The organism is Pseudomonas sp. NFX98 (genome assembly GCF_047784845.1).
Classification (GTDB): Bacteria; Pseudomonadota; Gammaproteobacteria; order Pseudomonadales; family Pseudomonadaceae; genus Aquipseudomonas.
The window spans coordinates 37371-61200 of the sequence record NZ_JBLNNF010000001.1 but is presented as its reverse complement, the minus strand read 5'-3'; the positions used below and the strand labels follow the sequence as shown (position 1 = coordinate 61200).

Annotated in this window: 16 protein-coding genes and 4 pseudogenes; 13 read left to right on the top strand and 7 right to left on the bottom strand. The window is 55.0% G+C overall.

The window, feature by feature from the left end; all coding sequences use genetic code 11:
- Nucleotide 1 precedes the first annotated feature (1 nt).
- Both ACM110_RS00265 and ACM110_RS00260 read left to right on the top strand, forming a co-directional pair.
- On the top strand, nucleotides 2-1378 hold the full coding sequence (locus tag ACM110_RS00265; RefSeq protein WP_416126088.1) for a DUF1329 domain-containing protein: 1377 nt from the start codon (nucleotides 2-4) through the stop codon (nucleotides 1376-1378).
- 88 nt (nucleotides 1379-1466) lie between these two features.
- Entirely contained in the window at nucleotides 1467-3617 is a 2151-nt protein-coding gene (locus ACM110_RS00260; protein ID WP_416126087.1) for an acetate--CoA ligase family protein, read from the top strand.
- A 164-nt stretch (nucleotides 3618-3781) separates the two neighbouring features.
- On the opposite strand, the gene ACM110_RS00255 is transcribed toward ACM110_RS00260, so the two are convergent.
- Nucleotides 3782-5263, bottom strand: a complete 1482-nt coding sequence (locus tag ACM110_RS00255) for a hypothetical protein (protein ID WP_416126086.1) — start codon at nucleotides 5261-5263, stop codon at nucleotides 3782-3784.
- Between the two features lie 273 nt (nucleotides 5264-5536).
- On the opposite strand from ACM110_RS00255, the gene ACM110_RS00250 reads away from it, so the two are divergent.
- Nucleotides 5537-6313, top strand: a complete 777-nt coding sequence (locus ACM110_RS00250; protein ID WP_416126085.1) for an enoyl-CoA hydratase-related protein — start codon at nucleotides 5537-5539, stop codon at nucleotides 6311-6313.
- 42 nt (nucleotides 6314-6355) lie between these two features.
- Here ACM110_RS00250 and ACM110_RS00245 read toward each other — a convergent pair whose 3' ends face one another.
- The 3 genes from ACM110_RS00245 to ACM110_RS00235 form a co-directional block, all read right to left on the bottom strand.
- The gene (locus ACM110_RS00245; protein WP_416126084.1) at nucleotides 6356-8536 is read right to left on the bottom strand and encodes an acyl-CoA dehydrogenase; all 2181 of its coding nucleotides are present in this window, start codon (nucleotides 8534-8536) and stop codon (nucleotides 6356-6358) included.
- 672 nt (nucleotides 8537-9208) lie between these two features.
- On the bottom strand, nucleotides 9209-10420 hold the full coding sequence (locus ACM110_RS00240; RefSeq protein WP_416126083.1) for a CaiB/BaiF CoA transferase family protein: 1212 nt from the start codon (nucleotides 10418-10420) through the stop codon (nucleotides 9209-9211).
- Between the two features lie 170 nt (nucleotides 10421-10590).
- Nucleotides 10591-10911: a 2Fe-2S iron-sulfur cluster-binding protein gene (locus ACM110_RS00235; RefSeq protein ID WP_416126082.1), complete on the bottom strand. Its 321-nt coding sequence runs from the start codon at nucleotides 10909-10911 to the stop codon at nucleotides 10591-10593.
- Nucleotides 10912-11157: 246 nt separating this feature from the next.
- On the opposite strand from ACM110_RS00235, the gene ACM110_RS00230 reads away from it, so the two are divergent.
- Nucleotides 11158-12312 carry an acyl-CoA dehydrogenase family protein gene (locus ACM110_RS00230; protein ID WP_416126081.1) on the top strand — a complete coding sequence of 385 codons (1155 nt, stop codon included), beginning with the start codon at nucleotides 11158-11160 and terminating at the stop codon, nucleotides 12310-12312.
- 3 nt (nucleotides 12313-12315) lie between these two features.
- Nucleotides 12316-13359, top strand: coding sequence for an acyl-CoA dehydrogenase family protein (locus ACM110_RS00225; protein WP_416126080.1), 1044 nt, complete (start codon nucleotides 12316-12318; stop codon nucleotides 13357-13359).
- Nucleotides 13360-13705: 346 nt separating this feature from the next.
- On the opposite strand, the pseudogene ACM110_RS00220 reads toward ACM110_RS00225, so the two are convergent.
- Nucleotides 13706-13886: pseudogene (locus tag ACM110_RS00220) on the bottom strand (integrase); the annotation flags it as partial.
- A 218-nt stretch (nucleotides 13887-14104) separates the two neighbouring features.
- On the opposite strand from ACM110_RS00220, the gene ACM110_RS00215 reads away from it, so the two are divergent.
- The 5 genes and pseudogenes from ACM110_RS00215 to tnpC (ACM110_RS00195) all read left to right on the top strand — a co-directional run.
- Nucleotides 14105-14434 carry a hypothetical protein gene (locus ACM110_RS00215; RefSeq protein ID WP_416126079.1) on the top strand — a complete coding sequence of 110 codons (330 nt, stop codon included), beginning with the start codon at nucleotides 14105-14107 and terminating at the stop codon, nucleotides 14432-14434.
- Between the two features lie 177 nt (nucleotides 14435-14611).
- Nucleotides 14612-14857 (top strand): OprD family outer membrane porin, encoded by a 246-nt coding sequence (locus tag ACM110_RS00210; protein WP_416126078.1) that lies wholly within the window; start codon nucleotides 14612-14614, stop codon nucleotides 14855-14857.
- A 126-nt stretch (nucleotides 14858-14983) separates the two neighbouring features.
- A pseudogene (locus ACM110_RS00205) lies at nucleotides 14984-15510 on the top strand (isocitrate lyase/PEP mutase family protein); the annotation flags it as partial.
- Nucleotides 15511-15515: 5 nt separating this feature from the next.
- Nucleotides 15516-15698 (top strand): IS66 family insertion sequence element accessory protein TnpB, encoded by a 183-nt coding sequence (gene tnpB / locus ACM110_RS00200; RefSeq protein ID WP_416126397.1) that lies wholly within the window; start codon nucleotides 15516-15518, stop codon nucleotides 15696-15698.
- 81 nt (nucleotides 15699-15779) lie between these two features.
- Nucleotides 15780-16710: pseudogene (gene tnpC / locus ACM110_RS00195) on the top strand (IS66 family transposase); the annotation flags it as partial.
- 198 nt (nucleotides 16711-16908) lie between these two features.
- Here the strand turns inward: tnpC (ACM110_RS00195) and ACM110_RS00190 are convergent.
- The gene (locus ACM110_RS00190) at nucleotides 16909-17949 is read right to left on the bottom strand and encodes a DUF1214 domain-containing protein (RefSeq protein ID WP_416126077.1); all 1041 of its coding nucleotides are present in this window, start codon (nucleotides 17947-17949) and stop codon (nucleotides 16909-16911) included.
- A 197-nt stretch (nucleotides 17950-18146) separates the two neighbouring features.
- Nucleotides 18147-21956 (bottom strand): autotransporter outer membrane beta-barrel domain-containing protein, encoded by a 3810-nt coding sequence (locus tag ACM110_RS00185; protein ID WP_416126076.1) that lies wholly within the window; start codon nucleotides 21954-21956, stop codon nucleotides 18147-18149.
- A 140-nt stretch (nucleotides 21957-22096) separates the two neighbouring features.
- Between ACM110_RS00185 and ACM110_RS00180 the strand changes: the two genes are divergently transcribed.
- From ACM110_RS00180 to ACM110_RS00170, 3 genes and pseudogenes are all read left to right on the top strand, one after another.
- Nucleotides 22097-22372 (top strand): hypothetical protein, encoded by a 276-nt coding sequence (locus ACM110_RS00180; protein ID WP_416126075.1) that lies wholly within the window; start codon nucleotides 22097-22099, stop codon nucleotides 22370-22372.
- Nucleotides 22341-22973: pseudogene (gene tnpC / locus ACM110_RS00175) on the top strand (IS66 family transposase); the annotation flags it as partial. The gene ACM110_RS00180 and the pseudogene tnpC (ACM110_RS00175), both read left to right, overlap by 32 nt.
- Before the next feature lie 145 nt (nucleotides 22974-23118).
- Entirely contained in the window at nucleotides 23119-23502 is a 384-nt protein-coding gene (locus tag ACM110_RS00170; protein ID WP_416126396.1) for an OsmC family protein, read from the top strand.
- Nucleotides 23503-23830 lie beyond the last annotated feature (328 nt).

Here is a 23830-nt window from a genome sequence, read left to right as displayed (position 1 = left end):
TATGAAGATTAAGAAAACTACATTGTGCGTCACGATGCTGTCTGTTCTGTCGTTTAGTTCAAGTCATGCCGCTGTAACCGCCACGGAGGCTGCCAAACTGGGCTCTTCTTTGACCCCTTGGGGCGCCGAAAAGCAAGGCAATGCAGATGGCAGCATTCCTGAATACAAAGGCGGAATGACTAAGCCTCCAAAAAATTATGTCGACGGCTCCAACAAGTTCGTGGATCCGTTCGCTGACGAAAAACCAATCGTCAGCATCACTGCAGCTAACATTGGTCAATATAAAGATAAGTTGACGCCTGGCACGATGGAGCTACTTAAGCGTTGGCCAGACTACCGTGTCGACGTGTATCCCTCTCACCGAAGTTATCCAGCGATGTCTGCTCAGCGGTCAGCCAAAACAGTCGCCAATGCCACTGATGCAAACTGCCGGACTGAATCTGACGGGGTGGGTTTGGCCAAAGAATGTCGCGGTGGAATTCCCTTTCCAATCCCGAAAACCGGCAACGAAGCGATGTGGAATCATCTGACCCGTGAGATGGGGACGAATGGCGCGTTCTTTGGGAATACCTCAACCTATATTGTCGATTCGGCAGGCAACGCTTCAGCAACCAAGGTTTTAAATCTTCAGGCCGAGTATCCCTACTGGCAGGACAAATCCGATTCTGATTTTTATACCCGCGCCATCAGTACGACGCTGTCGCCCGCTAAGGATTCGGGTAGCATTACCTTAATTTGGTATCCGATGCGTTATGACACCCAGGACCAGCGTACCTGGAGCTACTCAACCGGGCAGCGACGAGTCCGTCTTGCACCAGAATTTGCATATGACACGCCAATTTCAGCGCTGGGTGGAGGGATTTATTACGACGAATCCAATATGTTTTCGGGGCGCATGGACCGGTTCGACTACAAGTTGATCGGAAAGCAAGAGATTTATATTCCGTACAATACTTTTAAGCTGGCCACCTTTCCTGCAGCTGGGGTTAACGGTAAACAACATGTAAATCCTGACGCCATGCGCTGGGAACTACACCGAGTCTGGGTAGTCGAGGCTACGGTGAAGAATGGCCTGCGACACACTGCGTCTAAACGCCGATACTACTTGGATGAAGATACTTGGAGAATTCATCTTTACGATGGTTACGATCAGGCAGGAAAGATTTTTCGCACCCTTCAGGCCAATGCCATTCCTAACTATATCCAAGGTGCCGGGACAATTGACTTCACTTCTAGTCTGATCGCATATGACTTGGCAAGAGGGGGGTACACTTTTGTCTCACAAATGGGGGCCGACAATGCATCCTATAAGCCAGTCAACGAAATCAAAGAATCGACGTTTTCAGCGCAAGCTATCGCTGGGCAGGGTGTGCGTTAACCATTCCTTAGAATGTTAGCTGCCAGACCAGAACCAGGATGGGCCATGTAGGCTCGTTCCATATCCTCGATCATCCGCATATTGGCTCTTGGTCGATTCCAAAATCTTCAATACGCAGAAAGCTAATAAAAAGGCGTCGTTAATGGATCTATTAAACCTTTTCCGTCCGCGCTCGGTTGCGATCATTGGCGCTTCAGACAAAAATCCATGGTCTGCATTGGTGATCAAGAGCCTTGAAGCGGTAGGTTTCCAAGGACCTGTGCATCTGGTCAATCGTCGAGGCACCGATGCGTTGGGTCGCAAGACGGTCCAATCTTGTGCTGAGCTTGATGGCGTCGATGCGGCTTTCATTGCTGTGCCCGCGGTCGCCCTGCGTGATGCGATTGAGGATATGGCGGCTGGGGGCATTCTCTATGGTGCAGTGGTCACCTCCGGTTTTGCCGAAACTGGTGAGGCGGGCGCAGCCGAACAGGCGGCGATCTTTGCAAGAGCCAAGGAATTGGGGGTGACGTTACTTGGGCCCAATAGTTTGGGCTTCTCTAATTTTGTTGATAATGTCTCACTTTCTGCCATTCCAATGCGCCTGCCCGTATTAAAGCAGCCTCGCGTGGGACTCGTCAGTCAGAGCGGGGCGACCGCGGCGACGATCTGTTCGTTTGCTCATCAGCAAGGCATTAGCCTAAGCTATTCTGTCGCCATGGGTAACGAAGCCATGGTGGATTTGGCTGACGTGATCCAATTCTTGGTCGATGACCAGGCCACTCAAGCTATCGCGGTTTTCGCTGAATCCATCCGTGATCCACTGCGCTTTGAAGCGGCTGCGCGTGCTGCGGTTAGGGCACGAAAACCGATTGTCATGTTCAAGATTGGCACGGGTGAGCTGACCGCCGCTGTGGCGCAAGCGCACACCGGAGCTTTGGTGGGTGACGATCGGGTTTTTCAAGCCGTTTGTAATGCCTACAACATCGTTCGAGTTTCTTCTTTGGAGGATCTTGTAATCACTGCTGACTTGCTCGCGGCTATGGGGCCCATTGATTCTGAGCAGGGCTTCGCGCTTGTCTCAATTTCAGGGGGAGCCTGCGAAATCGTTGCAGATCGAGGAGAGGAACATGGCATTCCGTTTCCACAATTTGCACCCACTACCCTTAAAGCCCTGTCTTCCGTTCTGTCTGATTTCGGAGCAGCCCACAATCCGCTAGACGTTACCGGCGCCGCTATCAGAAATCCCGAGATCTACCCCAAAGCGATCGAAGCTATTGCGCAGGATCCTAATATCGGGTTGATCGGCGTCATTTGGGACATACCAGTCTCCAAGGATGCCGCGTCCTCAATTTCGGCTCGTGGTTTAGACCAAATTTCAATTGGCCTACGTACTTCCAGCGTCCGCGGTCTTGTAATCCAGCAAGTTTTAAGGCCCGTGACGGAATATGGTCGGGAAGTCATTCAAGCTAATGCTCTACCTGCAGTGACAGGGGGGATGGATCATGCGGTCCGGGCTATCAGTCATTTATATAACTGGTCGCGAAATCTCAAGCGCGAGGCCACTAAGGAGCGTGGCGTTTCGGTGGCTACCAATGCAAAGCCGACCACAGAGCGGGACACATTGGCCTACCTTTCGACGGCAGGTGTTTCAGTGATCCCGCAGCAGATTGTTACCACTCGGGCGGAAGCTGTGGCGGCTGCCGCGAAGTTCGAGGGACCTGTTGTCTTGAAGATTTTGTCCCCAGACATCCAACACAAAACCGAAGTTGGCGGTGTGCTACTGAATCTGGAGGGATCGCAGGCTATTGGCGATGGCTTTGATCGCGTAATCTCTAATGTTCATGCAGCGAAACCTGACGCTCGATTCGAGGGCGTCATCATGTCTCCTATGCGCCAAGGCGGCACAGAGTTGTTGGTCGGAGTGGCACGAGATCCAGTGTGGGGTTTGGTACTAGCGGTGGCCTTGGGGGGGGTTTGGGTAGAATTGCTGGGGGACACCCAGCTACGACTACTGCCGGTGTCTGCGACCGAGGTCAAAAATATGCTTGCAGGTTTGAAAGCCCACAAGTTGCTCACTGGTTACCGCGGCTCCAAGCCGGTTGACTTGGATAAGTTATCTCATGCCATCTCCAAAATTGGTGACGCTGCGATGGCGTTGGGCGATGACCTGGAAGCTTTGGAAGTCAATCCTCTGCGGGTTTGCGGTGGGACCGTTGAGGCACTCGATGCCCTTGCCGTGTGGCGCGCAGATAAATAGCGGAGGGATAGTGTCAGGTTGGAAGGTCGGGCGGGCCAGCAATGGGTTGGGCTAACTCGTTACATTGACCGGGCAGTTCGGGCGCAACTAAGGTGACGCCCGAACTCATCATAAAGGTCGAATCAACCACCCGGCTTTGCAATGGACGATGTACCTTTTCGTCCTCATACGCGGAATCTAAGCAATCCTTGCTCTTCAAGTGTGACATGCCCGACGAGCCCGATCGGATCCCGCCCACCGCCTACTAATAGCTGAAGAACTGCATGGTCGCCGCCAGGCACCGATGCAACAACTCGATCGCCGTTGGGGGTTCGGGCCACGATCGGAGCTTGGGATGGTATACCACTGCGGTCATAGAGAACGGTGAAGCTTTCGATAGTTGCTTCACCGCTATAAGTTTCTAGGAGGTGTGGTTGAGGCCCGGCGGCTGCATCGGCGGTCGCCTGCACGTCAAGCATCTGCGATAACTGTCGCGGCGGGACAGAGGCCATTATCAATGCCGCGTGCTTGGTCACATACTCTCCTTGCCCATAGATCAACGCGGTGCGGCCTTCTTGGTCGCGCAGCGCGCGAACGCTGGCTACCAATGCATGAGTCATATAGTTATTTGCCGGCCCTCCAAAAAAAGTTAACCCACCTGCGATTGTTAAAGGCTTTCCTTCGGGTAGACATAAAGTGCGCCGTGCCATCTTAGGGACAGTCGGGAAGCAGCTGTAGAGTTCTATCAGGTCAATTTCAGTTGCCTGTAAACCAGACTGCTCGACGGTGCTGTTGAGCACAGCATCTTGAGCGGTACTGCTGTTATAGCTATCCCGGATTAAGAAATCGCTGGGCTCATTGGCGTACGCCCCGCTCCAGACGAAGACCATATCGCGCTCAGCAATGCCTGCAGCTCGAGCTTGCGCCAGGCTCGTAACGAGCACGGCGCCGGCCTGATTCACCATTGGATTTGCAACCATTAGCTTTCGATAGGGGTAGGCAATCATGCGGTTGGCGTCGCTGTCTTCAATGATCTGTTCAGCGCTATGTGGTTTGCCTAGCCACGCGCCGGGGTTGCGAGACGCTATGTCTGAATTCTGACTCCATATTCGCGCTGACTCCTGCTGTGCATCCTCCGGACTCTGACCCCAGGCGTGGCGCGTCGCATTTTCGTAAAGGGGATAAACCTGTGTGGGCTGAACTAAGCCGTATCGTGCTGCGTGTTGCGTAACAAAGTCCAAAGCCGTCAACGGCTTCGAAGCAGTATCTAACGGGCCCCAATCCAAAGTTACCCCTTCTTGTGCTGCGCGAGCACGTGTTCGCATGGCTTCCGCGCCGCAAATGAGGGCAGCCGTCGAAGTGCCTGCTGCTATTCGTGCCGCGGCTTCGCCTAGCAACCGGACTGGCTTTTCCCCGCCCGGGAGGCTTTCCACAGCGCGAATCGGGGCAATACCCAAGTCATCGGCCAGTAGTTGCGCAATGTTCTTGTACTTGAAGCTCATGATAGCTACCACGTCAATTGAATCGACCTGCAGAAGCAGTCCATTCGCTTGAGCGCCCGCGAGTTTTACAGCCTCGGTCAGCATCGAACGAGGTTCAAGGACATTGTTACGATCAGAGCACTCACCGACGCCGACAATTACAGCTATGCGGGTAGGATCCATCATTTCGGTCACTCCTTTTGTTTTAGTACGCAAAGTCGGATCTGGTCGTCTAATCCCTCATCTGTTGGAGCTAATTAACTGCAATTGGCTCTCTTAGCCCCATTTCGTACCAACCGACGGCTGGCGACGACCTAGCAAACGCTTCACGGTGGTTTTTGATATATCAGTCTTGCAACCAGCCTAGATAACGTAGTTAACTAGGATTCCTTATATAAACACAGTTATGTGGTTGGTCGCCAGCAAGATGCGGTGGTGGAAAAAATCAGGAGGTTTGAAATGGATGAGGTATTGCAGATTTCGCGTGTAGGCGAGCATGTGCTCATGGTTAATATCAATCGGCCGGAAAAGCGCAATGCGATAAACGGTGCTATCACGCTACGATTAGGACAGGCGGTTAAGATTGCTGAAGAAGATCCTCAGATCCGGGCGGTAGTGCTCACGTCAACAGGAGAGCACAGCTTTTGTGCGGGCGCCGACTTGGCTGAGGTGGCTTCTGGCCGTCAGGCGGCCCTGCAAACCGAGGAAGGCGGATTCGCTGGAATCGTTGAGGCTCGTCGTCTCAAACCCTGGATTGTTGCGGTCGATGCACCAGCCTATGGGGGAGGTTTAGAGATTTGTCTTGCCTGCGACCTCTTGGTTGCCTCGAGTCGGGCCAGTTTCGGTTTGCCTGAGGTTAAGCGGGGCATCTGCGCTGGAGCAGGGGGGGTGTTCCGCCTGGCACGTAGGATTCCACCGGTAGTGGCTTACGAAATGCTTGCCACAGGTGAATCGATTTCTTCAGAACGTGCTTACCAATTAGGTTTGGTGAATCGACTAGTGGAACCAGGCGAGGCAGTCACCGAGGCTTTACGACTTGCTGAGCAAATTGCGGGTTGCGCGCCGATCGCTGTGCAGCAGAGTTTGCGCGTAGCCAAATGCGCTAGCGACCTGAACGAGGCGAATCTGTTTGCGCTCATGGGCGAGGCAGGTAGGCGGGTGAATCAAAGTGCCGATGCCAGCGAAGGGCCGCGAGCTTTTCTGGAGCGCCGCAAGCCAGTCTGGTCTGGCCGCTGACAGGATGCACGGCGCGTTTATTCAGCGCGCCGTGCACCCATTTCACCGAGGTAGACCTAGTCCTCGTTGGGCAATCAGAGTGCGCTGAATTTCCGCTGTGCCACCGCCGATCACCGCCATGATTGAAACGCGTACGTGTTGTTCGATCGCTCCCTCGAGGGGGGCGGCAGAACTCTCTTCGGAAAAGGTGGCATTGAGACCGAACAATTCCAGCGCCTGTTCGCCGAGCCGTTCGGCATACTCGCCGGTGAATAATTTGCTAATGGCACCTTCCACCATCGCGGGTATACCTTTTTCCAACAGTTGTACGGATCGCATGGCAAGAAGCCGGGCCGCCTGAAGATCTGCCGCGAGTCCACCTAGGCGATCAATGGTGACCGGGTCGTCTCCACGATGGGGCAAGGCTTTGGCAATGCTTTCCAGCAGTGCCTTGAGCCGTGCCACGCTACCTCCCATCAATACACGCTCCGATGCGAGAGCCGAGGTCAACACGCCCCATCCGCCATTCAGCTCACCAATCAGGTTACTGGCGGGTACACGAACTTCGTCATAGAACACTGTGGAGAATGTCCGACCATATAGAGCCATTCCAGGATAGATGCTGATTCCGGGCGTGTTCATTGGGACGATGAACAAACTGATCCCGGCATGCTTAGGTTTCGCATCTTGATCGGTTCGGGCGGCTAGAAAGACATGGGTCGCGGTTTCTGCCAGGGTAGTCCAAAGCTTTTGACCGGTGATTACATAATCGTCCCCATCTCGGATCGCCCGGGTGCGCAGGGACGCCAGATCAGAACCAGCCTGAGGCTCACTGTAGCCTAGACAGAAGCGTGCTTCACCGCTTGCAATCAGGGGCAGAAATTCATCGGTTTGCGCCTGCGTACCAAATTTGATGAGTGCAGGCGCAATAAGCCAACTTCCAGCCGAGGCAAGTGACACAGGGGCACCTGAACCGTTGATTTCTTCCACAAACGCCAGTTGTTCCAGTGGCGACAAACCCATCCCGCCATGCGACTTAGGCCAGTTCACGGTTAGCCAATTTTTTTGCCCAAGAGAGCGTATAAAGCTCGGGTCTGCTTCTCGCTCGGCAAATGGACGCTGACGCGAGGCCTGTTGCTGCTCCTTGTTCCAGTGCTCGCTTAGCCACGACTTAACTTCTTCACGTAAACGGTCTGCGCCGGGGTGGGAATGTAGTGGGGGAAAAGGCTGGGGATTTTCCAACAAACGTTTACCCAGATATTGACGAGCAGCAGGGGCGCTTCCCAAACGCATCATGTCTGCATGGATTCGGCGGAAATGCCGAGGAAGCTCGTGTTCTTCGGCATACCCGATTGCACCGAATGCATGATGCAACTCTAAAACAACCTTTCGTAAACCAGGGCTCGCTAAGGCGACAAGCGCTGATGTCTCAAAACTGCCTGCGCCACCGTCTATGGCCGTGGCGCTGCTCTCGGTCATAAGTTCGCAGATGTCCAAGGTTACGGCACAGTCGGCTAGTTTGTGCTGGATAGCCTGAAAGCGTCCGATGGCTTGTCCGAACTGCTCTCTAAGCTTGGCATAATCGACGGCCAGCTCGAGGCCGCGGCGAGCGGCACCGCTGGATCGGGCGCATAGCAGCATACGCGCCAGCAGCGTGACCTGATTGACTGCTTCGGGACTTACCGTGAGCCGCCGGCACTTGGCGTTGTTCAAAGAAACTGTAACGAGGGCTGGCACAGCGAAACCAGGGGTGACCTCGGTTGAAATGCCCTCAGCATGCTTAGCAATCAGCACAGCACTTAGTCCATCATCGGAAAAGGCCAGAAGGTGAGTAGCGATTGACCAGTCCTCAATGCCGGACAGTACCGCACTTGCGGTTTCAGCCTCAATACGCAACGTGTGTGTCTGGGGGATAGCGTCGAGCGCTCCGAATGCCACAGCAAGGCGCATGTCACCAACTTCAATTGCCTCAATTTCCTCAGGTGTTAGCAGTCGCGTGGCAATCGCCGCGCCAATGATCGGAACGGGAGCAGCAGCCCTCCCGCATTCATTCATGACCATGGCGAGGTCTTGGGGAGATTGCATGCCAGCAATCCCATTTTCGCATAGCTCACGCCAGAGGACATTCAGATCCTCTGGGTTTTGAGCCTTGGAAACGGCATGCTCCGCTGGCCAAACCCTACCAAGAATTTTCCTCAGGGCGTCACGGAGTTCGAGTCGTTCCTCTATCGTGATGTCAGGCATTGCTTGGCTCTCTCTTGTTTGTGTGATGGGCGGGCGAAGCCTTATAGGGCTAGGAATGCTTAGCTTCCATAAAATATAAACATATATTACCTAGTATGCTAGGTGTGCTTATGCTTTTTAAGAGATCGCCCCTTGAAGGGCTTGGTGAGGCGCTATACCGTCATGATTCGGCTCAGCGTTGGAGGAAGCAATGGCCTCCGCTCTGCGGCCGGTGCTCCGGCCAATCCTCTGCCCCGTCCCAATGAACGGAGACGAAGAGATCCTTTCACCCTTATTGATCATTGCTCATGAGGAAAATGGACGAGGCCCTGCAGCAAAGTAGCGCGCAGGGTTGGAGCACTCCATTTCTAAGATGTAAACCATGAGAGCAAAAGGTAGGATCAGGTCAGCTCGAGGTTTGCGTATTCACAATTCGGGGCGGGGGGAAGGCTTCCGCAGTCCACAGCGGATGATAAAGGTGCGCAGTCTCAATAGGGCCGCATTATGTAGATCTGGGTCAGCGCCGAACGCTTCGCAAGCATGACGAACTGCACTTAGAGAAGATGATTCGAGGCTTTACGCTGATTGAGAAGCAGCAGCGCTTTGGTACATATCAATATTAATAACAGAGACAGCGATGGGCCATGGCCAACTAAGTCTGCCGCAGTCTTCCCTGCGGCAAAGCTGTTTTATTTAGATGGCTCCAGATGTTCGTAGCCGAGCGATGTCTGTTTCAGTGTAGCCCAGCATGTCGCCTAAGACCTGTTGAGTATGTTGACCTACGGTCGGTGGAGCAACGAATTTGTCGACTGGTGTTTTCGACATTCGCATTGGGCTCGCGACAAGAGGCACTTTACCTACAGTCGGATGGGGGACGTCAAAAAACAGCTCTCGATGGATTACTTGGGCATCGTTGACCACCTCATCGGCCCGATAGATTGGCGCAACCACCACGCCCCGGGCGACCAGATCATCGGATAATTCCTTGGCCGGGCGCTGTTTGATTTCTTCTTGAAGTATTGAAACTAATAAGTCCTGATGAATGACCCGATTCTTACGTACGGCGAAGCGCGGATCCTCTTTGAGCTCCTCCAAGCCGAGCGCGTCACAGAGCTTCCGGTAATGCTCCTCGGCTCCGGCCTGAATATTTAAATATCCATCCGCACACTGAAACACCTGCGCTGGCGCCGAGCCTGGAGACTTCGTACCCAAGCGCTCAGGAATTTTGCCCTCCAGTGTCCATTCTATGGTGCGAGGAGCCATAGCAGCGATTCCAACGTCCAAGAGGGCGAGATCGATGTATTGCCCGCCGCCGCCAGCATCTCGATGGCGCAACGCCGCGAGGATTGCTACGGTTGCATACAGGCCAGTCATTTCGTCAATGATGAACACGCCGACCCTCTGGGGGCCGCCATCCGGTTCTCCTGTAACTGCCATCATGCCGCTCATGCCTTGGAACGCGGCATCATATCCAGGGCGCTTCGAGTATGGGCCGCTCTGACCAAAACCGGTAATGGAACAGTAGATAAGGTCTGGATTGAGACTGCGCAGGGTTTCGTAATCAAGACCGTAACGCGCTAAATCACCGACCTTATAATTCTCAACCAAAACATCGGATTCCGTTGCCAGTCTACGGATGATGTCCTGTCCCTCAGGCTTGGAAATATCCACGGTCACCGAGCGCTTGTTACGGTTCGAGCATATGTAATGTCCAGACTCAGCAGTTTGTTGCCCATTTGCGTCTACAGCGTAGGACGGGCCGTAGCTGCGCATGTCATCGCCGCAGCCGGGACGTTCGATTTTGATAACATCAGCGCCCAAGTCGCCCAAGGTTTGTCCGCACCAGGGGGCCGAAACGATACGACCCATTTCCAGCACCCGGAGGCCGGCCAGAGATTGCGACATAGCGAAGCTCCTTCAATTAGTCCATGTTAAATTTTCTTGCTCAACAGAGTGAGCCGAAAAATGTTTGTTTCCAATGGCTTGTTGGGAAACAGCGGTTCGGAAGCTCTGTTCACCGAGGTGCTCCCGCGGCGCCGGACGCCTTGGCGTTCAGCCCGCCTAAAGGCTGGTCATCAGTATTGAGACGCAGGTAGATGAAGAACCAGCCCGTCCAACTCGTGCGTCACAATGATCTGGCAGGTCAAGCGACTATTGGGCCGTGCATCGACCGCGCACTGAATCATCGCCAGCTCTTCATGCGACGGGGCAGGGACACGGTTCACCCATTCTTCATCCACATAGGCATGGCATGTTGCACAACTTAGGCAGCCGCCACATTCCGCCGCGAGCCCCTGCACGCTGTTGACTACAGCCGCCTTCATCAAGGTGTCACCATTATCGGCCTCGACTTCGTGGGGTCTACCTGCGTGATCGACAAAGGTAACTCGGGCCATCGATGTTTTTTCCGTGGGTCTATTGTTGTCAGTCTTCAGCTTCCCTGGAGCGGCGGATTCGGGTTGCTAACGATGTATTTGCCAAGATAGTCAACCTAGATATCTATGTTTGTCAACCTTAGCTATCAAAATGCGCTTGCTGGTACGGTTGCATCATCCGCAGTATTTCCTATCACCCTCTTACAAAGACGCGGCGAACGCGATAATGTATCTAGGTTAACTAATTAAACCATTTATGGAGGCGGTATGAATTTTCGCCCTGGTGACGAGGAAAACCTATACCGCGATCGGATGCGAGCCCTCGCCGATAGTTATGGCTGGCCTGAAATGAAAGCCATGCGCGAGGAGGTTGAGTCGCTGGAAATCGAACGCTACTCGATGACTTTTCACCGCCAATTGGCGGAGCAAGGTTTGATTGGTCTGACTTGGCCATCGCCTTATGGTCAGGCTGCCCGAGTCGATCAGCAATTTTTGATGGCTGAAGAGCTTGAATGCCAAGGATTCCCAGGCTATGGGTTGACCACCAATCAACGTGGCGGAGGGATGCTCTTGCGCAACGGATCGCCCGCGCAGATTGCCGAGCACCTGCCTCATGTTGTGGCCGGTAACTGGACCTATTGCCAGGGATTGTCCGAGCCAGGTGCCGGGAGCGATTTGCTTTCTTTGAAAACTCGCGCGGTGCGAGATGGCGATCACTACATAGTCAATGGTGCCAAGCTCTGGACATCTTCCGCTCACATTTCCAATTGGTGCAGCTTGCTGGTTCGCACTGATCCTGAACAGAGTCGTCACCGTGGGCTGTCGCTATTACTGGTCGATCTTAGTTCTCCCGGTATCACCATCCAGCCCGTCCGAGTATTGGGAGGCTGGCGGGTTAATGCGGTGTTTTATGACGACGTTCGAGTTCCCGCCGCCAATTTGGTAGGTGAGGAGCATCAAGGCTGGCATGTCATCACGGGAAATCTTGATGAGGAGCGAGCAATGAGTTTCGGCGGTACCGAAACCCGGCTTCTCTGCGCTCGTCTGATTCACCGTCTTGCCGGTAAGGCTGATGAGCTATCCGAATCAGATCTCGAAGTTTTAGGACGGTTCGTCATGGATTTGGAGGCCGATCGGTTGCTTTATCTTCGAGTGGGTCTAGCCGCTGCGAGGGGCGAGGACACGTCAGGCATCGGTCCGATGAGCAAGGTTTATGGATCTGAATTGGCACAGCGTTTCATTGAATGGGCGACGGAGTTGCTTGGGCATTCGACGTTGTACCCTGAAAGTGAAGACGTGCTTGCATCCGATTTGGAACAGCAACTGCGTGTTGCTACCGTGCTGACGGTGATCGGAGGTACCAGCGAGGTTCAACGCAATATCGTTGCCAATCGCCAGTTAGCGCTACCGCGGAGTAATTAAACGATGTTAGATGAGCGTTGGAGTGAAGAGGTCGAAGAAATTGGCGGAACGCTGCGCAAGCTTCTGGTTAAGCAAAGCAGTCCTGAATTGGTGCGTACGGCAGAAGAAACAAATGGAATATTGCCGGGCTTGCAGGAAGAGCTCAGCGCGTTCGGTCTGGACGATTTGCAGGCTGACCCAGAGCTTTTCGTGCGCATTGCTTATGAGTTAGGAAGGGCACTTGCGCCCACATCGTATGTAGAGACCATACCCATACTTGCCCTGACAGGTATTTCCGGAGTGTCTTACGGATTCGAGGGGCCAGTCCCTGCGGATGTTAGAAGCGTCGCGATTCGACGCGATGATGGGGTATATCTCGAGCCTCTTACTGGTGTCGCCAAGCGTTCTTCTGCGGGTGATTTTCTCGTTGAGCATCACTCCAGTCCTGAGACGGGCGAAAAAATCGGTGATTGCGCCTTGGGTGACCGGATTTACCGGTACGCGTCGTTGATTCAAGCGGCCAAAATGACAGGCGCAGGCCAGGAGCTTCTAGAATATGGCTTGAATTACGCGCGTGAGCGCGAGCAGTTCGGCAAACGAATCGGTAGCTATCAAGGCGTTGCCCATCGTTTGGTCAATGCTGCCGTCATTTTGGACTCCGCTGAGTTATTGATTCGTAAAGCGGCTTTCACTGCGCTAGAAACGGCGGGCGGTGACGGTGCTCCCGCAACAGAGTTCGCCATAATGGCGCGAGCAAAAGCCGTCGAAGCGTCAAGATTAGTCGCGACAACTGTGCATCAAACATTTGGTGGTAATGGGTTTGCCATGGAGTACAACGTGCAATTGTACAGTCGACGGTTGCGCAGCTGGGCGACGAGAGGTAAACGTACGGGAGGCGAGTTAGCGGAGCTAGGGCGAATGTTATTAGACCCAGTCCGCCGAGATGCTTCACGAATGATTTGGCACCATGATGTCGGAATGCCCTTGCCGCGCTGGGCTCGGGAGGCTGATGCGACGTGCAACTTCGATAGGCCTCTTTATGAGCCCATAACTTTAGACAACACATGACCCGTGCCCTGGTTTCTAATCAAACGGAGTCATGCTTTTCACCTTTGGCTGGAGAGCTTGCCTCCTTTATGAGACGTCATTTTTATTTCGGGCTTGCTATGCGGGCTCGCGGAGAGACGCATCAATCCTCAGCGCTTTAACCAAATCCAAAATCAATCCTGCAAGGTTTTTACTGGCTTAATCACCGATCCTTGTAATACCGAATGGGCTCTGGTTAGGACACCAACCTCGCTGTCGTGCCGACGCGACGGGGGATGCGTATCTGCTCTCTATAACTTCACTCAAACGTATAGCACAGCGGTTTGGATGGAAGCTGAGGCTGAACGGATAATGGCGGTGAACATCGCTTAACTCCCAGCTTGGTCAGGTCGCAATGCTTCCACCTTGCTATCGATCGCCAGATCGAAGAGTGCGAGATCCCTGTTCCTCGCAGCAAGCTCCAGTCTGATACGGATGCCCCAGATGTCTCGCAAGCGCAGTGGCGACTTCTGACTGATTAGCTTCCCTTTATTTTCGCGGTGAGCTATTTGCTAGTTGAACAGTTTTCATGGAAGGACCTGCTTTCTGTGGAGGTTCAAGGATTGCTGAGTCCGACGACCATCGATGATGCCAGTTTACCTAATCGAGCTAGGAAGTATTGGACACACAGGGACTTCGTTTTCCACGCACAGTTCTATACTAGGCACTTCCTGGTCTGGACGAGCTGATAGAATTCCGCAGTTTTTAGCGAGCTCCGAGAATTAATATGAGCAAAGAATTGACCGAAGAAGAGATGCGTAAGGCGTTGTTCGGCAACGCTCCAATAGCTGCGTCCGAGCGCCCTGATTACTCGACAGAGCTCCAAGCGGATGTTATTGCCACGCCAATATCGAAGGTTGTAAAAAAGAGGGCCTCCAAGACTTTCACCCCGAGGCTCCGGGTTACTCTGCGGGTGAGCAACGAGTTTGAAGGCAAGACGTTTGAGATCGTACATGAGGCCGACACCCTGAGTACCCTACTGGCGGAACAGGAAGCCACAAAAGTAGCCAGAAAGAAATTCCGCTACGTGGAAGTCGTATCGGTCAAGTCGATGTAATCCAGATTGCTCGGCACTTGCGACGGCGAATTGCTTTTGGCCGAGGCTGTGTAAAAACGTTTTTGAGCGCGGCAGGTTACTCAAAACCGAAGTGAAAACCGCGCTCCTACGCGAAATCCACACCTGCTGACGTGCCGATAAAATCGCCACTGACAATTTTTTTACATAGATGATGTATTGAGTAAAGCTCAATGGACGTACGTCAAAGATCAGGATATCCGAGGAGTTGGCAATGCTACGACTGGACAATATAGCGAATGGGAGAGCGACTATCGGTTGGACTACACTCTCCAAAGCGGTTCACTAAAAGGACTAGGCTTTTCTCTACGTCGCGCAAACTATCGTACCGGACTCCCAACAACTACAGCGCAGGATCAGGACCAAACCCGTTTTTACATAAACTACGCCTATACGCTTTGGTGACATTTAGCTCAAAGCACTTTGCCCCTTGTACCAGCTTGGCGGGACTGAATTTTCTAGCCAAAGCTGGGGGGATCTGCAGCTTTTTTCATAATAGTCACCCAGACGACGTCAAGGACAGGGTCGATCATGCCCAGAGTTTCCCACCAAGCATTACGCCGTTCATTTCGCGAACTGTTGGCATCCAGTAACTGTTTCCAGGCCGCTTCAGTCTTTGATCCGATGTCAGCACGCATCGCCGCCGATCTCGGATTTGAAGTGGGTATTTTGGATGGATCAGTTGCATCTCTTCAGGTTCTAGCTGCACCAGTCTTCGCACTCATTACCCTGTCTGAGTTTGTCGAACAAGCGGCCAGAATAGGTCGTGTTGCGCAGTTGCCTTTCATCGCTGACGCCGATCACGGTTACGGAAATGCACTTAATGTCATGCGCACAGTTCAGGAGTTGGAGCGCGCAGGAATAGCGGCACTCACGATTGAAGACACCCTTCTTCCGGCTCAATTCGGGTGTCAACAGACCTCATCAGCACTGAAGAGGGTATAGGCACGTGCGTGTTGCACTGGAGGCACGCGTTGATCCGGAGCTTTCGATCATTGCTCGAACCAACGCATCAGCCCTTCCAGTGCTTGAGGTCATTCGCCGAACGCACGCTTATCTTAAAGTGCTGGTGCACGATGGGCTGGGTATCTGGCTGGCGGCCCGCCGCCTGCATCAGGGAAAGTTCTTCTGGCCCGGTTGTCGGCACGGTTCGCAGCTAGAGTTGGCCGCCGAGCAACTGCATGCCCTGGTGCTGGGTCTGCCTTGGCAAAGAGTGGGGCCAGGCAACGCGATTTCCATCCTGTAATCTCTGCCACGTCCCACCTGACCGTGCAATTGTCCAATCAGCCGGTCGTCGGTTTTCGCCCGCTCTGGCAAAATCGGCGGCATGACTTCGCTCCCCAATCTCGACCACTTAACTCCTGAACAACTGCGCGCTCTGGCAGCGCACTTGATGGAGCGTGTGGAAAGTCTCGATCAGACAGTCGAGACAATGGGCAAAAAGATCCACCGCGACCAAACGGTTATCGAGAAACTGACCCACGAGATCGGCGCAGCTTAAGCGGTTGAAGTTTGCCAAGCGCAGCGAACAGTTAAATCCGCAACAGGCCAGCTTGCTGGACGATCTGATCGATACCGATATCGCGGCGATTGAGGCTGAGCTTCAGGCATTGCAAACACCTTCAACTGCGACGGAGACAAAGCAAAAGCCTAAACGCACGGCGTTGCCGCCGGAGTTTCCTCGCGCGTTGATCCATCGCGAACCGGACAATACTAACTGCCCATGTGGCTGCGCACTCAAGCGTATCGGTGAAGACGTCAGCGAAAAACTGGACTACACGCCTGGCGTTTTTACTGTCGAGCGCCATGTCCGTGGCAAAGGGGTCTGTGATGACTGCGAAACACTGATCCAGGCGCCGGTGCCGGCACAAGTCATCGACAAGGGTATCCCGAACGCAGGGTTGCTAGCCCACGTCATGATCGCGAAGTATGCCGACCATTTGCCTCTTTACCGTCAGGAATCGATTTTTGGTCGAGCCGGTATGGCCATCCCACGTTCAACCTTGGCCCAATGGGTTGGCGTGAGCGGTGTGCAATTGCAGCCTCTGGTAGATGCGCTGCGCGAGGTGGTGATTGGGCAGCAGGTCATTCACGCTGACGAAACGCCGGTACAGATGCTCACCCCAGGCGCGAAGAAAACCCATCGCGCCTATGTCTGGGCCTACGCCACCAGCCAGTTCTGCGGAACAGCGGCAGTCGTTTACGACTTCAGCCCCAGCCGGGCTGATGAGCACGCCCGCAACTTCCTGCAAGACTGGTGGGTAATTACACTCCACCTGACCACCCATTTGCATTGCACTTGCCCACTCATTTGCATTCGACTTGACCAGTCGTTTGCATCGGATTTGACCAGCACACTGGGTGGCCCTGACTGGCAGAAGTCGACCCTTAGCTGCCCTTCGGGAATGACAGCTAAGGTTTTTAGCGGCTACTCGCATCCAACCGTAACGGCGGATTCAGTTGACCGGGTTAGCGTCGGGGAACTTCCACGCGCCGCTGAGAACTTCCGTTTTTGGCCGATACAATCGCACGGTGTAATTCCAGCCTTTCATGGTCGGCAGGCAATTGGTGGTCTGCGAGTTGCACCCACCGAACTGAATCGTGATCGAACCATCATCGGATTTTTTCGACGTTAGATTGTTCAGCGTGTACGCATTGGCAGAGTTCTTTTCAAAGTATCCTTCAGCGTTGTAGAGGCTTACGGACCAAAAGCCATCGACAGGAACATCTTTTACCGTGAGGCGATACGCGGTTTTCCCGTCGTTGTTGGCCGGAGTTACGTTCAAGTAGGTAGCGTCCTTGTCCGGGTTACCGCCCCAGGCAGCAGCAGACCCCAACAAGTGGCGTACAGGATCAACCTCAGTCTGAGTGCCAAACGCCTTCTTAAAGTCGGGAATAGTCGAAGCCAGCACCAGTAGTGCATCGCGGACTTTTTTCTGGCTGGCGGTATCCCATAATGGCAGCTCCAGCGTGCCGGAATTCTTTTGGCTTACGCTGACAGCATCCTGTAACGCGTGAACTTGTTTGACGTCATCCGGGTTATTAGGGTCAACCAGCGTACGGATGGCGGTGACAACATAACGGGTGCCAATGTTTTCGCGGGTCAGGGTTTGCGTACCAGCGCCGTAGAATACATTCGGGGTGTAGTGGTCCTCGCTAATGATTTGCAACGCCATGAAGCGCTTACCTGAGTCGGGTAAAGTAATTGTTACCGGTCCGGCATCGAGGTCGAAAACCCCTGAGGTGTAGAGCGTGTCTCGATTGAGCCGTATAACAGTCTGGTGCCCAATGTCGGCCGCTTCACGACGATGAAGTAGCTTGCCGAGGCCACCCTGTTTTGCCAGTGAACCGATGTACAGGTCTGACTCAGCCCTAACGAAGTTATCAACCGTCACTGGCGTTGCGCTTGGCTTGGTGGAAACCTCATCGGCATATGCACCCGCCATGAATGTGAAGGGGGTGCACGCGAGAACATTGAAAATAGTTTTCTGCTTCATACGAATCCTTTCAGTTTGCCGAGAGACTTTTTCGAAAAGGTTTGTTGATTTCGATACTATAGTCTGAGTCTGCGCGCGCTAAAAAGAACGTCCGCTTTTGGCCGATTGTCGAAGATGCTTTGAGATGTGCAATAGTACATGCAGATAAACCTTTGCCATGACTGCATGTCACCAAAGGCGGTGATCACCCGCTGCCTCTAAAAGTTGATTTTGAAACCCAGCATCGCGTCATACCCATGACTATCACCATCGAACCCCTGGCGATACCCCGCCGAGGCGGTAAAAGTGGTGCGTCGGTTGGCCTGGTAATCCACCCCTAGGTTCACCTCACCCCAGGTGCCCTGGATGTCCGCCTCGAACGGCACGTAACCCGACTCGGAGGAGAACTCGGTTTTAGGTTGCCCCTTGAACTCATGCCAGACACTGGGGCGCACCCACGCATTGGTCCGCCGTTCGCTCTTGTCCACGCCTTCGGTATCCCAATCCTTGGCAATGCGCACGCCAAGCCGCCCGATCAGTGAATCCACATCCCTGAAACGAACGTTGGCGCCAACGTCGTCGCTGCTGTCCAGATCGACGTAGCTGTAGATGGCCTGTATCTGAGGTTCGATGTACCAGTCTTTGTCGAACTCGTAGGGGTAGCCGTTTTCCAACGAGGCGGTGTACCCCCAGCCGCGGGTTTTCAGTGTGTCCAGGTCATTGGGCTTGGCCTCGATGTCGAAGCGGTTGACCTGCACCACGCCGTCCAGATACCAGCCCGACGGGCCGAAGTGCGTCCAGTACGCGCCGACGCCGTAAGCGCGCAAGGTGTCTTCGCCGGCGGGACGGCGGGTGTAATGGCTGACGCCAGCATCGATGGTGCCGGCCGAGAGCGATATACCGGCCTGTTCATGACTGCCATCGGTTCGGGTCTTGCGGTAGAGGTCGGTGCCGACCTGAAAGGCGGTCAGGTCGTAGTTGTACTCGGGCGTGTTGCCCAAGGCGTTTTTGCGATCGCCATCCTGCTTGCCGCTGCGGTAGATCACTCTGCCCCAGCCCATGGACGGAGCCAGAGTGGACTCGTCTTCCTTGGGCAAAGGATCACTGCCGTTTAGGCGCTCTTCGCCGACCCGTTCGTGCAATGTGTCGACCATCGTCCGGCCGTACACCAGGGCCAGCGCCGGGAGCGCGCCGTACAAAGAGACTTCTGGACGGAAATTGGGTACGCGCGCAGGGGATGGATCGGGATCAGGGCCTGGCAACTCGTCCGAACGCAGGAACCAGGTGTCCTGGGCGCTGCCATCCTCGGCGCCTTGTTGCAGGCGATATTCATACGGTCCGGCGACCACCCGGCGGGCCAGGCGGAAGGCATTGGGGTCACTTGCACCGTCCGATTTATTCAGCAGTTCAACCACCGCAATCCCGTTGCCCTCGGTCAGTTCGCCCAGCCCGCCCACATTGCGCACAGCGACCCCGGTGGCGCCACCGCTGCCGGTCGTGGTCGAGTCCACCACGAGCATGTCGGAGCGGCTGTTGACGCCGCCGCCGTTCAAAGTGGTGTTGAGCAGCAGGCTGCCGCCATTGGACACGAACACGCCGCCGCCATCGGTGCCGGCGGTGGTCGCGCCGCTGATCAGCAGCACATTGCCCACGGTGTTGCTGCCGTCGGCAAGGTCCAGGGTGCCGCTGTTGGTGAAGCTGTTCACGCCGAGCAATTGCCCCTGCACCGGGCCGCCCAGCGTCGGTGTGTTAACCGTTTGACCCAAGGGCAGGTAGGCACCGCTGGTACTGAAACTGGCGATGCCTGTAGCGGGTTGTGCTGCCAGGCGAATGACGCCGCTGTTGTCGATGCTGTTGGTGCCGGACGACCCCAGGTTGCTGGTCGCGACACTCCAGGTATCCCGGCTGCCGCTGCCGGTGCTGTCGGCGAAATCGCGCAAGATCCAGGTGCCGCTGTTGCTGACGATGCTGGCGGCACTGACGGCGTTGACCGAGCCCGTCATCTGCCCGGTGTTGTCCAGTGTGAAATTAGTCCCAGGCGTGGTTGCATCGGCACGCACCGCGGAATCGCTGAGCGCGCCGATCACTCCCGAGTTGCTCAATGTCTGGGTGGCACCGCCCAAGGTCACGCCGCTGCTGTCTGCCCGGCCACCTTGAAGGGTCGCGCTGTTGCTGACGCTGGCCACGCCGCCCTCGGTCAATGCATCGATTGCCGACGAACCCGTGCCCTTGGTGGAAATCGCCCCAGTGTTGCTGACCGAGAGATCGGCCGCGCCGGATGCTTCAGCGAGAATCCCCTGACCGTTGCTGGCACCGAGCGTCTGAATCGGCCCGGTATTGACGATGGTTTGCGCACCACTGACGGACAAGGTGCGGATCCCGCGCTGCTGATCGCCGCGAGCGATCAGTTGACCGCTGTTGCTGACACTCAGGGTGCCTGTCCCGGTGCCGGCGTTGAATGCGTTGCCCGCCAGAATCGCCGCGCCCTGGCCATTGACGTCAATCAGCGGCCCGGTGAACGTGACGCCAACGTTCCCACCCAGGGTCAGCGCCTGGATGCCAAAGGAGCCAATGCCACTGCCATCGCCCGAGCCGGCGTCGGAGTGCGTGATGATCGTGCCGCCGGCATTGACGTCCACGGTGCCTGCCGGTGCCTGGGTCGACGCATAAATCCCGTTGGCATTGCTGTTGATCGTTTCAATACGATTGCCGCTGTAGTTGATCCGGACATTGCCCCCCGTCGAATCGACCCGAATGCCACCCGCGCCGAAACCGCTGGCGAAGATGTTGCCGGAGTAATCGATAAGGACGTTGTTGTTCTCGGCGCTGACGATGATGCCGTAGGCGCGTGTGGTGCTCAGTCCGCCGAGCACGGTGAGATTGCCGCTGCCGGTAACCGTCGCATCGCCGGTACCGCGCTTGATGATGTAGATCGCTCGCGATCCTGCCGCATTGGCCGTGTCACCGACATTGATGGCCGCATTGTTCTCGATGCTGATCGAGCCGGTGGCACCGACGTTATCGTTGGCATAGATGCCGTGCCCACCGCCTCCCGTGGTGGTGATTGCGCCGTTATTGACGATGTCGATGCTCCCAACGGTGGAAAAAGAACGAATACCGAAACCATTGAGGCCATTGGCGCTGATCGTCCCGCTGTTGTTCAACAGGGTATTGCCGGCGCCACCTTCTGTGAATAGGCCAAAGGCGTTCATGCCGAGGGCCTGGATAGTCGCCGCGTTCACCAGCGTGGTGTTGCCATTGACCGCGCGGGTATGAACACCGGCGTGATTGCCGATGCCAGCAGTCGGCAAGGTGTCATCGGTAATGGGAGGACCAGCGGACAGCGCATCGTCGTTGTTGACCAGGATGCTGACCCCGGCACCAACGCTGACATTGGTATCACCGCTGCCGGTGGACTTGGTCCAGATACCGTTGCCGCCAAGCAGTGTGATCTGGCCGTTACCATCGTGCGTAACATTGATCACGCCGCCGCCACTGGCATTTACATCGATCCCGTCGTGTTCGTTCCCGACCACGGTATTGAGGATGTTGAGTGTGGTGCCCGAAGTGACGGAAAACGTCGAGAGTCCAATTCCAGCATTGGTGATGGCCAGCGCATCGAGTCCGCTGCCGCCGACGTTGACCGTGTTGGTGCCGCCATTGACGCTCAGGGACGCATTGCCGGTAGTCCCGATGACATTCGAGAACACGGCGTTTGCAGCAGTCGGTGGCGTGCTTTCGACTGTGGTGCCGATGAGTGTCAGCGTTGAATTGGCATTGTTGCCCCGGCTAAGTACCGAGGAGCCGGCAGTGGTGGTGATGTTCGTCCCCGATTGAGTACTGATCGAAGCATCCACACCGGCGGCGGGCGTACAGGTTTGCGATACGTTGTAGAGTCCTGAGGCCAGCGGCCCACAGGCGGCCTGGGCATCAGCCAGTGTCAGGACATTGGCCACAGCGACAAGCAAGGCGCTGCGTTTGAAATGCGGGGCAAACCCGACACAGCAATGGTCGAGAGCGCTGTTCATTGAAACCTCCCTGTTCAACTCACACCAATGCTTGCCAGCCAAGTGGCTGTGCATGGCGGTGACAGCTATGAACTTTAGTCGGTAATTCGTAGGTTGGCTAAAAATGGAAAGTTGCTACCGCGTTGCGGCAAGGAAGACAAATGGGTCCCCATGAAGTGGGAGCACCTTGGTTTGCAATGTTTCGTTTCTATGGGACCGACAAGGCGCTCTTTGATAAAAGCTGGGAGTTGGAGGACATCGAGATCAGCAATGAATGTTTTTCACCGCATCGCGAGAGGCTGCTTTTGGCCGTTTTTTGCCGGTCAAGGCCACCCAGTGTGCTGGTCAAATCCGATGCAAACGACTGGTCAAGTCGAATGCAAATGGGTGGTCAAGTCCATGCAATTAAGCAACTGGAAGGGCAAGCTGGTCTGTGATGATTTCGGTGGCTACAAGGCCAGTTTCGAACTCGGCGTGACCGAGATCGGCTGCATGGCCCATGCGCGGCGCACGTTCTTCGAACTGCACGCCACCAACAAAAGCCAACTGGCCGAGCAGGCTCTTCGCTACATCCAGCTGCTGTACGAAATTGAAAGTGAGATCCGCGACCTGGAGCCGGATTTACGGTACCAAATACGGCAAGAAAAAGCCGTATCGGTGATGGATACGCTGCATGCCTGGATGATCGCCCAGCGTGATCTAGTGCACGATGGTTCGGCGATCAGCAGAGCAATGGATTACAACCTAAAACGCTCGAAGGCGCTGTCGCGCTACCTTGATGGCGAAGCCGTACCCATTGACAATAATTGGGCCGAGAACCAGATCCGGCCGTGGGCACTCGGGCGCAAAAACTGGCTCTTTGCAGGGTGACTACGCAGCGGCAAACGGGCGGCGGCGATCATGAGCCTGATCCAGTCGGCGCGACTCAACGGGCATGATCCGTATGCTTATTTAAAGGACGTCCTCACTCGCCTGCCGACGCAGCGGGCCAGTGAGATTATGGAGCTGCTACCTCATCGATGGGTGCCTGCTCAATAAGTTCGCTTTTTAACGGACTTTTCGAAAACTTTCCTAGGAGGGATCAACGGTAGATAAAACGCACGAGTACGAAGTCCAGGTAACTTGGGCCGGCAACAACGGAACAGGAACGTCATCTTATCGGGGTTACAGCCGGGCGCACGTAATCGCAGCTAACGGCAAAATACCAATTGAGGGGTCGTCCGATCCCAGTTTTCGAGGAGACCCAACACGCTGGAACCCCGAGGAATTGCTCTTGGCGTCCTTATCTGCGTGCCAAAAGCTTTGGTACCTTGGCCTTTGTGCTGAGGCCGGGATCGTTGTGGTGGCCTACGAGGACAATGCTCAAGGAACAATGGTCGAGGAGAGCGACGGCGCTGGTCAGTTCACCTCAGTTGTTTTGGGGCCGAAAGTGATTCTGGCATCGGGGTCTGAGATCGCAAAAGCTCAGACGCTGCACAAAATGGCTCATGAGAAATGCTTCATTGCCCGTTCGATAAACTTTCCAGTCGGCCACGCACCCGAAATATCGATAAGCCCAGACACCTAGTTAGCTAGAGATGGTGTCCGCATAGTCGGACACCCTCTCAAAGTCTACGTAGCTGACTAGATGACATTGCCGAAGGCTTACGTTCGTTGTCGCGGTCGGCCACCGTAATCACCAGCGAGTACTGCTCCTTTTCTGCCGCCGAGGGATTCCAGTCACGATCCTGCCGGACTACGACCACAAACCACTTCTCGCCGGGTTGCCTTGTTGGAACGTCCAGCGAGACGATTGGACCGTACCGTGGTTTCTCATCTGGGCGGAGATGTCGCGATTGGTGTCCCTGGCTTCCTTGAGTACCTCCGTCGTCTTTTTTATTTCTTGGCTGAAGTGT

Coding starts and splice junctions, on each gene's coding strand:
- ACM110_RS00265 (WP_416126088.1), top strand. CDS start 2: ATGAAGATTAAGAAAACTACATTGTGCGTCACGATGCTGTCTGTTCTG.
- ACM110_RS00255 (WP_416126086.1), bottom strand. CDS start 5,263: ATGATGGATCCTACCCGCATAGCTGTAATTGTCGGCGTCGGTGAGTGC.
- ACM110_RS00250 (WP_416126085.1), top strand. CDS start 5,537: ATGGATGAGGTATTGCAGATTTCGCGTGTAGGCGAGCATGTGCTCATG.
- ACM110_RS00245 (WP_416126084.1), bottom strand. CDS start 8,536: ATGCCTGACATCACGATAGAGGAACGACTCGAACTCCGTGACGCCCTG.
- ACM110_RS00240 (WP_416126083.1), bottom strand. CDS start 10,420: ATGTCGCAATCTCTGGCCGGCCTCCGGGTGCTGGAAATGGGTCGTATC.
- ACM110_RS00235 (WP_416126082.1), bottom strand. CDS start 10,911: ATGGCCCGAGTTACCTTTGTCGATCACGCAGGTAGACCCCACGAAGTC.
- ACM110_RS00230 (WP_416126081.1), top strand. CDS start 11,158: ATGAATTTTCGCCCTGGTGACGAGGAAAACCTATACCGCGATCGGATG.
- ACM110_RS00225 (WP_416126080.1), top strand. CDS start 12,316: ATGTTAGATGAGCGTTGGAGTGAAGAGGTCGAAGAAATTGGCGGAACG.
- ACM110_RS00215 (WP_416126079.1), top strand. CDS start 14,105: ATGAGCAAAGAATTGACCGAAGAAGAGATGCGTAAGGCGTTGTTCGGC.
- ACM110_RS00190 (WP_416126077.1), bottom strand. CDS start 17,949: ATGAAGCAGAAAACTATTTTCAATGTTCTCGCGTGCACCCCCTTCACA.
- ACM110_RS00185 (WP_416126076.1), bottom strand. CDS start 21,956: ATGAACAGCGCTCTCGACCATTGCTGTGTCGGGTTTGCCCCGCATTTC.
- ACM110_RS00180 (WP_416126075.1), top strand. CDS start 22,097: ATGGGTCCCCATGAAGTGGGAGCACCTTGGTTTGCAATGTTTCGTTTC.